We start from the raw sequence: 13,516 nt of genomic DNA, 5'->3' as shown, positions 1-13,516 counted from the left end.
GACTGCCCCCATGACTGAGCGCTCCCCTGCCCGTCCCCGTCTTCAACGACTGTATCTGGCGCTTGAGCCACGGATGATGTTCGATGCAGCGGCGGTTGCCACTGCGGCGGATGTCGCCACCGCCAGCGAAGCGCAGAGCGCCAGTCAGGCAAAGGACACTGGCCCGACAGCGGCTGTGGACCAGACCACCGCTGTTTCCCATGAGGACAGCACCCGTTCGGGCAACGATCAGGCAAGCGCCGCCACAAGCCTGCGTACCGCTGCGCTGACAGCGGAAAACGGCAGCCATCTGAGCCTGGATGCTCTGACAAGTCTCGAAACCATGACCACCATCAGTGGCCTGAGCAACATTACCCGGACCGAACTGTCCAGTGATGGCAAAACCCTCTATGCAGCCAGCAGCACAGGTGAGCTGGCCATCTTCACACGTGACACCGAAACTGGCGCGCTGACGTTAGGCAGCACCATGACGGCCAGCGACACTCAACTGACTTTAGTCATTGATATGAAGGTCAGTCAGGATGGCCAGACGCTCATCATGAGTGGCGCAAACGGCAAGACCTACTCGGACACGCTTGCCGTGTTCAACCGAGATCCGGCCACAGGCAGCATTGTCTACCTTGAAAGCCATTACATCCTCACGGTAGAAACACTGGAAATATCGGACGACGGCAAGTCGGTATATGCCGTCGACAGCGGTAATCAGGGAATCTATGTCTTCAGTCGAGATAGCGCCAGCGGCAGGCTGACGTCCTTGAACCTGGTTGAGACCACGTCCTGGGTCGAACCTTACATGTTCAACATATCGGCCATGGATAACCGGGGAGAATACGTATTCGTCACAACCCAGACCTTCTCCTCTCCCCATACTCTGATCGCCTATCAACGCGATGCCGATGGCAATCTGGGTTCGCCGTTCTATATTCGCGATGGCCAGCAGGATAGCGCTGGCAATACGGTTTCGCTCAAGTCTCCCAGCCGGATCAATGCCTCGCCCGATGGCCTGACGCTTTATGTCACCACTTCCGAAGGCATCGTGACGTTCAGGGTCGAAGACCGCTCCTTTGTCGTGCAGAGCACAACAAGCCAGGTCAATATCACCTCGACCGTATTGAGCAGCAACGGCAGTACGCTCTATACCACCCTCAGCGACGGCACCATCAATCGCTACAGCGTCACCAACTCAGGTCTGGTACTGCTCAGTAGCACCGCAGGCAGCCAGAGCAACGCCAGCGAGATCCAGGTCAGCGCCGATGGCGGCGTCATTGTCACCGGCGCCGGCATTGGAGTTCTGCAGGAAGCCAGCACCCGCTATCTGGAAGGCAGTACAGCGCAAAGGCTGAGCGATGCAGTGGTCAGCGACTCGACCCTGGACGCACTCGACAATGGCAATGGCGACTACAACGGCGCCAGCTTCAGCGTCACGCCGCAGCGCGGTGACAACACCGAAGACACCTTGAGCTTCATGCCTGCCGGCAGCCTTACCCTGAGCAGCGATGGTTCGCAAATCCTGAACGGCGGCACGGCCATCGCCAACCTGACCGTCAATGGCTCCAGCCTGAACATCACCTTTACCGGTCAGGTCAGCACCGCGCTGGCCAATCAGGTTCTGCAGCAGATCGGCTACAGCAATACCAGTTCGGACGCCGGAAGCCTGGCGGTCATGGTACTGACCTTCGACAACGGCCAGGGTGCAAGCACCTCGCTGAATGTGGAAGTGCGCCTGCTGGACATCAACAACGCCCCGACACTCACCACCACCGCCAGCGACCCCAGATACTCGGCCCAGGGCAATCCGGTCAGCGTATTCCGGGACACCGTGATCGACACCGGCGAAAGAGCCCAGTCGGTGAGCGGACTCGAACTCACTATTGCCGGCATCCAGGATGGTGCAAGCGAAGCGCTGGTCGTCAGTGGCACACGCATTGTGCTGACCCAGGGCAATAACGGCACGACCGGCAACGGCCTGAATTATGTGGTCAGCATCAGCGGCACCACCGCCAGTGTCAGTCTGAGCGGCGGCAACCTCAGCGTGCCCAACGCCCAGAGGCTGGTAGACGGCATCGGGTATTACAACGGCAGCAGCACCCTCAGCGGTACTGACCGCGTTGTCAGCCTGACGCTGATTCGCGACAACGGCACGATAGCAAATGGCGGTGTCGACAGCACAGTGCTGAACCTGGCCTCGACAGTAACCTTCCGCGACAACAATGCGCCGCTACTCACGGATGTGCCGACCAACCTGGCCTATACCGAGAAAGCCGCTGCGCTGGCATTGCTCACAGGCACCGGTTTCAGCGACATCCAGCTGGACAGCGATGGCGACTATCGCGACGCCAGTATTCGCATCGCACGCAGCGAAGGCGCCAACCCGGCCGATATCTTCGGCCTGCTGGAAGGCAACGGCTTCACGCTTTCCGCCGATGGCAAACAGGTGCTCAAGGATGGCGACGTCATTGCCAGCTTCGATCTGGTGGACGGCGCACTGGTCTTGACCTTCACGTCCACCCAGCCCGTCAGCGCAACCGATGCGAATCAGGTGCTCAAGCAGATTACCTACGCCAACGAAAACAGCGATCCGGGCAGCCAGATCAACCTGAGCCTGTCGATCAACGACGGCGACGGCCTGACTTCGACGGTGCATGACATCTCCATCGCCGTGACCGAAATCAATGATGCACCAGAGCTGTCAGCCAACCCGCTGGATCCGGTTCTGAGCTTTGGCAACAGCACCACACTGTTCAGCGACACGCAGATTTCGACGGTGGAACAGGGACAGTCGATCATCGAGTTGCGTCTGGAAATCAGCGGCCTGAGCGATGGCAGTCAGGAACGCCTGAACATCAACGGCACATTCGTCGAGCTGGTGGACGGCACCCGGACTGTCGGCGACTACAGCTACACCGTCAGCCTGTCGGCAGGCACTGCCACGCTGATTATCACGCCATTCAACGGCATCAGTACCGAAGCGGCACAGACCCTGATTGACGGGATTCGCTACAGCAATGCCAGCACGGCACCCACGCTGGGCAGTCGCACCGTGACCCTGACCCGTATTCAGGACAGTGGTGGCACACTGGATGGCGGAACCGACGTCAGCAACCTGAACATTTCGTCCGCAGTGGAAGTCACCGCCAATACCGCACCCGGCATCAACAATCCGAACCTGGGCACGGTCCTGACCTCTCCCGCCATCACCGATCCGACTCAACCTACACAACTGACGCCGAACAGCGTGGACTCTGCCCCCTCGGCCATGGCCACCTCCAGCGATGGCAGATTCGTCTATATCGTGGCTGGCAATACCTTGACGATCCATACCCGCACGGCAGACGGGCTGGTCGCACAAGGCAGCTTCAGCGACGGCCAGTATTTCAGTGAACGGGACGCCTTTCTGGAAGGCATGGACCAGGTGTCCTCGATCACACTGTCGGCGGATGGCAGGTTTCTTTACGTGGCCGGCTCCGAAGCCACTCCCGAGAACGCTTCCGGTGCCATCTCGACCATTACTCTGTACCGACGCGACATAACCACCGGAGCGCTCGATTACGTCGGGGTTGTCGCCAGCAACGACAGGAACACGACCTACTTCGGGCAAATGGTGATGTCCGCAGATGGAAAGTCCCTTTATACCGTCAGCGCCAATACTTCAACGCCGGGCATCACCACCTTCACGATCGATGACCAGGGTAACCTGACCCTGCTGGGACACTCGGCGCAAGGTATCGGTCGGGGGACGGACGTAGTGATTTCCGGCGATGGCCGCTCGGTCTATGTCAGTGCCAGCTGGGACAATGGCATCGCGATCTTCAACCGCGACACAACGACCGGTGCGCTGACCTATGCAAGCTCTTTCATAGCGCTGGGCAATGGCCAGAGACTCACGTCAACCGGAGGACTTGGCCTGTCCGACGATGGCAACTTCCTTTACGTATCGGACAGAAGCAACAACTCGATCAGGATTCTGAGCCGCGCCGCCGATGGCAGCCTGACGCTGACCGACACCCTCCGGGATGGGCTGAGAAACGTCTACTCGCTGGCCGACATCACCCTCAGCGCCGATGGCAGTGCTCTTTACCTGGCTCACAACGGCAGCGATCCGAGCCTGCTGGTGTACAGCAGAAATGCCACGAGCGGTGCCCTGACCTTTGTCCGTGCCTATTCGTCTTCGACAGGTTTCGAACGCCTTGTCAGCGCCACGGACGGCAGCCTGTACGCCCTGAGCAGTACCTGGGCCGCTGAGGATGTGGTGATACTGAGCAGCCCGACCGGCACTCCGCATTTCACCCAGGGCAGCGATGCGGTGCTGCTTGCGCCTCACGGTCTTCTCAGCGACGCCGAACTGGATGTACTGAACGACGGCGCAGGCAATTACAAAGGTGCCACCCTGACACTGGAGCGTGCGTCAGGTGCCAGCACTGACGACCGCTTCGGCCTGCAACCGTCCGCCACTCTCACACTGTCCAGCGATGGCAGCCAGATTCTGCTCAACGATACCGCCGTTGCCACGTTCAGCCAGAGCGGTGGTCGCCTGACCATCACCTTTACCGGTGATATCAGCCAGGCACAGGCTCAATCGGTGCTGCAACACCTGACCTACCTCAACAACGCTGCTACACCGCCTGCACAGGTGCAACTGGCAGCCCGTATCAGTGACGGATTGCTGGAGTCGGGCAGCACGAATTTCAGTGTGTCGATCACGGCGACCAGCCTTCCCGTTATCCCGCCAGTAACGGGTGGTGACGGAACGGTCGTGACACCTCCGGTGGTGACGCCTCCGGTGATTATCCCCCCGGATACCGGCAGTGGCGGAGTCGTGATTACACCACCGTCAACAGACATCGATACCGGCAACAGCGTACCGGCAACCAATGTGACCGAGCCGGTTATCACTGTAGCGCAATCCGCACCGCTGATGGGCCTGCGTCCGAACGGCTTCAATGACGTGCGCCAGAGCAATACCTCATTGCCGGTGGATACCCGCCAGATCGGCATGCCGACAGCAATGAACAGTGCGCTGAACGACATCCTGCCCGACGCCACAGGCCTGGAATCGAGTCAGCGCAGCGTCAGCGAGCAACTGCTCGGCAGTAGCAGCATCCTCAGCGACACCCTGGCCGCCAGCGAGTCGGCTCGTCCGGGCGAAACCTGGCAGATGCAGGTCGTCGCCAACGGTAGCCCGAACAGCGAAGTGCAATTGCCAGCCTCGCTGCTCGCCAGCACCCGGATCAGCCCGCAACTGCGCATGGACAATGGCCTGCCGTTGCCAGTCTGGGTCCGCTTCGATCCCCGCAGCGGCAAGCTGGTTGTCGATAACCGCCAACTGGCTGCTGCTCAACGCCTGAATCTGGTGCTGATCACCCGCGATCGCTCCGGCCAGGAACAGCGCACACCGGTGCAGATCGAGAGCGCGGAACGAACACAGGACGCCGCCGCCCGACCGACACCTGCCAACACCTCCGTACCGGAACAGGCCTTGCGCGCCCAACTGCAAGACAGCGCACCGAGCCTGAACCTGACACGTCAGGCCCAGAGCCTGCTTGAAAGCCTGCTCTCTTTGATGGGCAACGACTCGGCTCCAACACGCGATACAGAAACAGTCGCCAACGCAGCGACCAAAGACGACCAGCGCGTCGCATGATCTTTTTCAGGGGAAACGCAACAATGTCCAGAATCACCCAAGAACAGCGCCTGTCCGGTTTTGCGCTGCGCAAGACCTCGCTGTGCCTGACCATCGGTTTCATCGTGGCCGGCCTGAGCGCCTGTGCGGTCAAGCCCGAGCCGGTCAGCCTCGATCAGCAACTGGCCCAGGCCAGTGCCGACCGCAGCAAGATGTTCGATCAGCAGGAGCCCCTGAACCGTCCCGTCAGCCTCAACGAAGCCATGGCACGCGCGGTGAAATACAACCTGCAGCAACGCGTCGGGCTGATGGAGCAGGCCATGGAGGAAGGCTTGCTCGAAACCCAGAACCTGTCGATGCTACCGCAACTGGCTGCCCGTGCAGGCTGGCGTGGCCGGGATAATGTCGCGGGCTCATCCAGCGAATCGGTACGCACCCGCACCCAGTCCCTGGAGCCGTCCACCAGCTCCGACCGTTCCGGCCATACGGCAGATCTGCAGTTGTCCTGGAACGTCCTGGACTTCGGTATCAGCTACTTCGGGGCCAAGGTCCAGGCCAACAAGAGTCTGGCGGCCGAAGAACGTCGTCGCCGGGTGATTGCCGACATCATCCAGCAAGTACGCACCGCTTATTGGGATGCCGCCACGGCGCAGCGCCTCAAGCCGCAGGTTCAATCGACACTGGTGCAGGCCCGCGCCGCTCTGGATCAGGCCCGTGTTACCGAGCGCGAGCGCTTGCTGACGCCCATCGATTCATTGCGCTATCAGAAGAGTCTGGTGGAAATGATTCGCCAACTGGAAGTACTGGACGGTGAGCTGGCATTGTCCAAGGCGCGGCTTGCCGGCCTGATGAACATTCCGCCCGCCAGCCAGTACAGCCTGGCGGTGCCGGATGATGCCAGCATGACGCCACCCAGCGTGGCCTATAGCCTGGATGACCTGGAAACCCTGGCCATGACCCAGCGCCCGGAAATCCGCGAGGAAACCTATCAGGCCCGCAATGCGGTACTGGAAACCCGCATGGCGATGCTCAAACTGTTGCCCGGCGTCAATCTGTTCGCAGGCCTGAACCGTGACAGCAACAGCTATCTGGTCAATGAGCAGTGGGCCGACGCCGGCATGCAGATCAGCTGGAACCTGATGAGCGTGCTGTCCTATTCCTCCATCAAGAAGACCGGAGAAACCCGCGAAGCCGTGGCTGAGCTGCGTCGTCAGGCGGTGCGCATGGCAGTGCTGACTCAGGTCAACGTGGCCTGGCAGCAATACCAGCGCGCCAACCGCTTGTTCGAGCGCTCCAATGAGCTGCAACGCTTGCAGGATGGCATTCTTGCGCAAAGTGAAAGCGCCTATAGCAGTCAGGCCCAGAGCCTGCTGGAAAAGGTGCGGATCGAAACCGAAACCGTACTGGCCAAACGCACCCGCGATCGCAGCTTCGCAGAGTTGCAGGCCACTTACGGTGCCATCCAGCAGGCCGCCGGGCTCGATCCCCTGCCCCAGCGTCTGGCAGGTGAAAGCATTGCCGAACTGACGCAGGCCATCGCCCGCAATGCCGTGGACCTGGCCCGAGGTCAGGTGCAGATTCCACGCTTTGAGACACCTCTGAATAGCGTTGCTCAAAACCGTCCGGCACCTGCCAGTCCCGTCGCCATCGCTCCAATTGCCAGGGTCGATATGTTCGACAGCCTGGGCTCGCTGCAAGGCGTTGAGCTCAAAGAGCAAGGAAGCACGGCAAATGCACGCTGAACCTTCCTCTATCCGACAGCATTCGCGCGTCTGGTTGGCGATTCTGATCAGCGTTGCCGCCAATATGGCCCATGCTGCCGATACCCAGCCGGTATTGCGCGTGCAACTGAGCGCCATTGCCCAGACCACCCTGTCCAGCGAGGTGGCCGGGAAGATCACCGAGCTGTCCATCAAGGAAGGTGAACGCTTCAAGAAGGGCGACCGGCTGGTGGCCTTCGATTGCAGCGTCTATCAGGCGCAGTTGAACCGTACCGCCGCTGTGCAGGAAGGTGCGCGCAAGAAGCTTGAAGTCGCCAACCGCCTCGACAAGCTCAACTCCATCAGTGTCGCCGACGTCACCCAGGCGCAATCTGCCATGGCGGTGGCCAGGGCCGAAAGCGGGATCAATCAGGCAATTCTCAGCCGCTGCGCCATCACTGCGCCATTCTCCGGGCGTGTGGCAACCCGCAAGGCGCAACGCTGGGAATACGTGGCCGAAGGCAAGGAGCTGCTGAGCATCTACGATGACAGCGCCTACGAGCTGGAGCTGATCGTACCGTCCAACTGGTTGCGCTGGCTCAAACCGGGCCAGGACTTCAGCGTGCATCTGGACGAAAGCGGCAAGGACTACCCGGCGCAGATCAGCCGGATCGGCGCGATCATCGATCCGGTCAGCCAGTCGGTGAAGGTATTCGGGCGCATCACCCAGAGCGATGAAAGTCTGCTGCCCGGCATGAGCGGCGTGGCGAAACTCAGCGCACCGGGTGAGTCATGAGTCAGGCGCAGAGCCGCTCCATGGAACACCTGACCTTGCTGGTCCAGCTGGAGCAGCAAGTGCGCGCCGCCGACAGTCTGCAAGCACTGGGTTTTATCCTGCTCAACGACAGCCGTTCGCTGCTGGAATACCGGCAAGCGATCCTCTGGCGCTGCGACACTCAAAGCCTGCATGGCTTTTCGGGACTGGCCGTAGTGGAACAGCAGGCACCCATGGTCACCTGGCTGAACCGCCAGTGCCGTCGCTGGCAGCAGACCGACAATGCCCGGCATATCCATGAGCTGACCGTTTCGTCCGTGCCAACCGAAGATCAGCCGCAATGGCGCGAGTATTGCGAACAGCGTCTGATCTGGCTGCCGTTGCAAAAAGCGGGTGGCCCACTGCTTGGGGCGCTGCTCTTGAGTCGCGATACCCCGCTGCGCGATACCGAGCGACTATTGGCACCCTTGCTGCTGGATTGCTACGGCCATGCCTGGAGCAGCCTGTTGGGGCATCGCCCGCAACGCCAGCCATTGCGCCGACGCAAGCGCCTGTGGTGGATGGCCGGGCTGGCTGCCATGGCATTGCTGATGCTGCCGGTGCGCCAGTCGGTCCTGGCACCTGCGGAAATCGTCGCACGGGACCCGGCCGTGCTGCGTGCGCCACTGGCTGCCGTGGTGGATCGCATTCTGGTCCAGCCCAACCAGCGAGTCACTGCTGGCCAGCCGCTGGTGCAACTCGATACCCGCGAGCAGACCAACCATCTGGAAACGGCTCGTCAGGCTTACGCCGTGGCCGATGCCGAATTGCGCCAGGCCCAGCAACAGGCGCTGTTCGACGAACGCAGCAAGACCACGCTGGCCACTTTGCAAGGACGGCGCGAACAGGCCAGAAACGATGTGGAGTTCTATACCGCCAACCTCAAGCGCCTGAGTATTGAAGCCCCCCGTGACGGCATCGCGATTTTCGATGACCCCAGCGACTGGATAGGCCGGCCCGTGACACTGGGCGAGCGCATCATGCTGATCGCCGAACCCCAGGATGCCGATCTGGAAATCCAGTTACCCGTCGCTGACGCCATCGCCCTGCAACCCGACACGCCCGTGAAGCTGTTCCTCAATACCGACCCCACGTCCCCGCTGCAGGCCACCCTGCAACGCATCGGCTATCGCGCCAGCGTCAATCCCGATGGCGTCATGGCCTATCGGCTGAAAAGCACCTTCGACAACCAGGACCCACGCATCCGCATCGGCCTCAAGGGCAGTGCCAAGCTGTATGCCGAACCCACGGTGCTGTTCTATTACCTGCTGCGTCGACCTCTGGCGGCACTGCGTATTCATGTGGGGCTGTAAGTGATACCCGATCTTGCAAGCCCGGACCTGCCACGCCTGCGTCAGGAGCTGAAACTGCATCGCGGCCCCAGGTTGCGCGACGGCTCGCCCAGCTGGACCCTTGAAGATCCGGCTCGCGGGCAGTTCTTCCGCCTTGGCTGGGCCGAAATGGAAATGCTGGCCCGCTGGGAAAGCGGCAACACGCAAAAGGTGCTCGAAGCCGTCAACACCCAGACCGCCCTGACGCTGGATATCCAGGACGTCAAAGGTTTCGCGGCGTTTCTCGGCAACCTGCAACTGGTCCAGACCCAAGGGCCGGAGGACAACGACAGGCTGCTCGGGATCAGCCAGCAGAACCGCCATGGCTGGGCCGGCTGGCTGATGCACAACTACCTGTTCGTGCGTATCCCGCTGGTCAATCCCGATGCCTTTCTGGAGCGCACATTGCCTTGGGTGCGGCCGCTGATGAACCGAGGCTTTGCCCTGCTGACCCTGATCGCGGCCTTGACCGGACTGATACTGGCGGCCCGTCAGTGGGACGTTTTCGTGCATACCTTCCTGCACTTCTTCAGCCTTGAAGGCGCATTGCTGGCGGCCATGACACTGGGCTGCACCAAGGTGCTTCACGAACTGGGCCACGCCTATACCTGCAAGCGTTTCGGTTGCCGGGTGGCCAGTATGGGCGTGGCCTTGCTGGTGATGTGGCCGGTGCTGTACACCGACACGACCGGAGCCTGGCGCCTGACCGCTCGACGACAACGCCTGGCGATTGGCGCGGCGGGCATGCTGGTGGAGCTGTCACTGGCGGCATGGGCGACCCTGCTCTGGAGCTTCCTGCCCGATGGTCCACTGCGCAGCGCAGCCTTCATGCTTGCGACCACCACCTGGATTCTGACCCTGGCGATCAACCTCAGTCCCTTGATGCGCTTCGATGGCTACTTTCTGCTGTCCGACGCGCTGGACGTGCCCAACCTGCAAGCCCGGGGGTTTGCCCTGGCCCGCTGGCGTCTGCGCGAATGGCTGTTCGGTCTGGGCGACCCGCGCCCGGAAGTGTTCGAGCCCTGGCTGGAGCGCAGCCTGCTGGTTTACGCCTTTGGCACCTGGATTTACCGCTTTTTCCTGTTTCTGGGCATTGCCCTGCTGGTCTATCACTTCGCGTTCAAATTGCTGGGGCTGCTGCTGTTCGCCGTCGAGATCGGCGTTTTCATCCTGATGCCGATTTTTCGCGAGTTGCAACACTGGGCCGGACGCCGCAAGGACTACCGCATGAACCGCAATACCCTGATCACCACCGCTCTACTCGCCGCTCTGCTGATTGGCCTCTGCCTGCCATGGCGCAGCAGTGTCCAGGCTCCGGCGTTATTGCGCGCCAGCCAGCAGGCAACCTTGCTGGTGCCCAATGGGGCACGGTTGCAAAGCATCGATGTGCAACCCGGCCAGTTCGTGGAGCGTGATCAACCGATGTTTCGCCTTGAAGCACCTGCCCTGACCCATGAGCTGAACAATCTTGAACTGCAGATCAAGACCCTGAGCTGGCAACTGAGCTTCCAGCGCATGGACAAGGACACCGCTGCCCGCCTGCCGGTGGTGCAACGCGAACTCGACACGGCCCGGGAACGCTACACCGCCTTGCGCAGCCAGATCGACCAATTGCAGATTCGGGCACCCTTCGACGGAAAACTCGTCGATATCGCCGAGCCTCTGGCCACCGGTCAATGGCTGCCCTCCGGCGAATGGCTGGCAACCCTCGTCGCGCCGGGCAACGCGCAGATCGAAGCCTTTGTCAGTGAACAGGACATGCATCGCATCGCGGCCGACAATCGCGCCTGGTTCTACCCTGAGGACCTGTCACGACCTCGCCTGGAACTGCACGTGACCCGCGTCGAGCAGACCGCCGTCCGCAAACTGGCCTCGGCCCCCGAACTGGCATCGGACTATCAGGGCGGCATCGCAACCCGGCTGAACAAGGAACATGAGCCCGTCCCCGAACAGGCGGTGTACCGGGTTCTGCTGCAGCCGGGCGGAGCGTCGCAGAACATCGAACAGGCCCTCAGAGGCAGTGTCAGCATTGATGCAGAGACACGCAGTCTGCTGCTTTACGCGTGGCAGAAGGTGGTCGCCGTGCTGATTCGCGAAGCGGCATTCTGACCTTAACAACTCTTAATGGACCCGCGATTGTTGGCACCTGAAGCGGACTTTATCGTGCTGCTCTACTTTCCCGCTGGAGTCCGCCATGTCCACCGCCCCCCTTGCAGAACCGCTATCACGCGCCAAACGATTGAAAGCCGGTACTCACACCGAACACGACAACATCAACGATCTGGTGATGCGCAACGAGCCGTTCCAGAGCATTGAAAGCTACGGCAACTTTCTGCGTCTGCAACATGGCTTTCATGGTGCGCTGCAACCGGTCTATCTCAATGAAAGCCTGAACGAACTGCTCCCGGGCCTGAGCCAGCTCGACCGCTTTCCCGCCGTCGAAGCCGATCTGAACGACCTGAAAATCCCTGCGCCACAAACCCCGACACCCGCCTCCATCGGCTCGGCCTACCAGGCGCTGGGCTGGCTGTATTGCAGCGAAGGCTCCAACCTGGGCGCAGCGATCCTGTTCAAACACACCCGCCAGCTCGACCTCAACGAAACCCACGGCGCCCGCCACCTGGCCGCCCACGAAGACGGTCGCGCCCTGCACTGGCGCGCCTTCGTCCAGCAACTCGATGCACTGGAGCTGAGCGAAGAACAGGACAAGGAAGTGATTGCCGGAGCACGGGCGGCGTTCGATTTCTATCGTGCTCAACTGCATCGAGTGTATGGCTCGGCAGTTTGAAAAACGCCCTCGCGGATAAATCCGCTCCTGAGGCCAAGGAGCGGACTTATCCGCGAAAAAGCCCTGAACAGATATTTGCCCATGGCTTTCTTTTCGGGCAGGCTTGCCCGCTTGAATAATCAGGAAACATTTTTCCATGAGCGTCTTGTTGCAGGAAGCGATCCTTCAGGTGCGTGCGGCAGTGAAAGTGGCTACTGAGGGGCTGGTCGGTCGTGAGCAGTTGGCAGAGCTGATCGTACTGGCAGCGGTCGCTCAGGAGCACATCCTGATTGTCGGGCCACCGGGTACAGCCAAAAGCGCGGTGGTGCGTCGAGTCGCACAAGCCATGGGCGGTCGCTATTTCGAATACCTGCTGGGGCGCTTCACGGAGCCTTCCGAACTGTTCGGCTCGGTAGATTTGCAGAAGCTGCGCGAAGGTCGTGTCGAAACCGATACCACCGGGATGTTGCCCGAGGCCGATATCGTCTTTCTCGATGAAGTTTTCCTCGGCTCCACCGCCATTCTCAACACCTTGCTGGGCGTCCTCAACGAACGACGCTTTCGACGGGGCCATACCCGCATCGATTGCCCCTTGCGGGTATGCGTCGGGGCTGCCAACGGGCTGCCGGACGATGAAGGTCTTGCCGCATTCGGGGATCGATTCCTGCTGCATCTGTTTGTCGATTCGGTCCCGGATCATCAGCTTGAAGCAATGCTTGCCGGTGGCTGGCAATCCGAGCGACGGCCGATCGAACAACTTCTGAATCTGAGCCAGCTCGATGTACTCGCGCAGGCGGCTTGTGACGTTGATTTGAACGAGGTACGCCCTGCCCTCGCCAGCGCCATTCGCAGCCTGCGCGAAGCGGGTCTGCAGCTATCGGACCGCCGAATCGTCAAATCGCAGCGACTGATCGCGGCCGCCGCGGCATTGAACGGCAGAAGCCAGGCCAGTGAAGCCGATCTGTGGCCCTTGCTGTATGTGCTGCCTACCCGGGAGGCGCAGCAACATGGCCGTGAGGTTCTGCGTGCACTGTTTGCGATATCGGCCAGCAGTCACTTGTTCAGCGCCGTGGAAGAAGCAACCTTGCAGCCACTGTCACGCTTGAGCCGTCTCATCGAAGCCGCGACCGACTGCCTGAGCAAAGAAGCCTCTGCAGTAGCCGCCGAGCGTGAAAGCCTGCTGCGTGAAATCGATGCCAACTTTACTGGCGACAACTTGCCCGAAGAACTTCAGACCTTGCGCAGCCGTCTGGCTGGCCATACGTCTTTCGCACCGTGAGCAAC

The 13,516-nt window shown here is 61.0% G+C and carries 7 protein-coding genes; all 7 read left to right on the top strand.

Annotated elements, in window-relative coordinates:
- Window positions 1–10 precede the first annotated feature (10 nt).
- The 7 genes from JSY17_RS00165 to JSY17_RS00135 all read left to right on the top strand — a co-directional run bounded on the left by JSY17_RS00165 (window position 11) and on the right by JSY17_RS00135 (window position 13,511).
- Window positions 11–5,641, top strand: coding sequence for a beta-propeller fold lactonase family protein (locus JSY17_RS00165; protein WP_206400974.1), 5,631 nt, complete (start codon window positions 11–13; stop codon window positions 5,639–5,641).
- Window positions 5,642–5,664: 23 nt separating this feature from the next.
- Window positions 5,665–7,362 carry a TolC family protein gene (locus tag JSY17_RS00160; RefSeq protein WP_205417633.1) on the top strand — a complete coding sequence of 566 codons (1,698 nt, stop codon included), beginning with the start codon at window positions 5,665–5,667 and terminating at the stop codon, window positions 7,360–7,362.
- Window positions 7,352–8,116 carry an efflux RND transporter periplasmic adaptor subunit gene (locus JSY17_RS00155; protein WP_206400972.1) on the top strand — a complete coding sequence of 255 codons (765 nt, stop codon included), beginning with the start codon at window positions 7,352–7,354 and terminating at the stop codon, window positions 8,114–8,116. Before JSY17_RS00160 ends, JSY17_RS00155 begins: the two co-directional genes overlap by 11 nt.
- On the top strand, window positions 8,113–9,447 hold the full coding sequence (locus JSY17_RS00150; protein WP_201012956.1) for an efflux RND transporter periplasmic adaptor subunit: 1,335 nt from the start codon (window positions 8,113–8,115) through the stop codon (window positions 9,445–9,447). The genes JSY17_RS00155 and JSY17_RS00150 overlap by 4 nt, the downstream gene beginning before the upstream one ends.
- On the top strand, window positions 9,448–11,574 hold the full coding sequence (locus JSY17_RS25885; protein ID WP_206400970.1) for an HlyD family efflux transporter periplasmic adaptor subunit: 2,127 nt from the start codon (window positions 9,448–9,450) through the stop codon (window positions 11,572–11,574).
- 85 nt (window positions 11,575–11,659) lie between these two features.
- Complete coding sequence (locus JSY17_RS00140; RefSeq protein WP_206400968.1) at window positions 11,660–12,253, top strand: biliverdin-producing heme oxygenase; 594 nt, start codon at window positions 11,660–11,662, stop codon at window positions 12,251–12,253.
- 136 nt (window positions 12,254–12,389) lie between these two features.
- A complete protein-coding gene (locus JSY17_RS00135; protein ID WP_200998131.1) occupies window positions 12,390–13,511 on the top strand; it encodes an AAA family ATPase in 1,122 nt (373 codons plus the stop codon).
- Window positions 13,512–13,516: the final 5 nt, after the last annotated feature.

Source organism: Pseudomonas capsici (assembly GCF_017165765.1).
GTDB classification, from domain to species: Bacteria; Pseudomonadota; Gammaproteobacteria; order Pseudomonadales; family Pseudomonadaceae; genus Aquipseudomonas; species Aquipseudomonas capsici.
The sequence above is the reverse complement of the archived record's forward strand: the minus strand, read 5'-3'. Positions and strand labels throughout refer to the sequence as shown.

What these genes read in the sequence shown, in the direction of transcription:
- JSY17_RS00155 (WP_206400972.1), top strand. Translation starts at nt 7,352, where the DNA reads ATGCACGCTGAACCTTCCTCTATCCGACAGCATTCGCGCGTCTGGTTG.
- JSY17_RS00135 (WP_200998131.1), top strand. Translation starts at nt 12,390, where the DNA reads ATGAGCGTCTTGTTGCAGGAAGCGATCCTTCAGGTGCGTGCGGCAGTG.
- JSY17_RS00140 (WP_206400968.1), top strand. Translation starts at nt 11,660, where the DNA reads ATGTCCACCGCCCCCCTTGCAGAACCGCTATCACGCGCCAAACGATTG.
- JSY17_RS00165 (WP_206400974.1), top strand. Translation starts at nt 11, where the DNA reads ATGACTGAGCGCTCCCCTGCCCGTCCCCGTCTTCAACGACTGTATCTG.
- JSY17_RS00160 (WP_205417633.1), top strand. Translation starts at nt 5,665, where the DNA reads ATGTCCAGAATCACCCAAGAACAGCGCCTGTCCGGTTTTGCGCTGCGC.
- JSY17_RS00150 (WP_201012956.1), top strand. Translation starts at nt 8,113, where the DNA reads ATGAGTCAGGCGCAGAGCCGCTCCATGGAACACCTGACCTTGCTGGTC.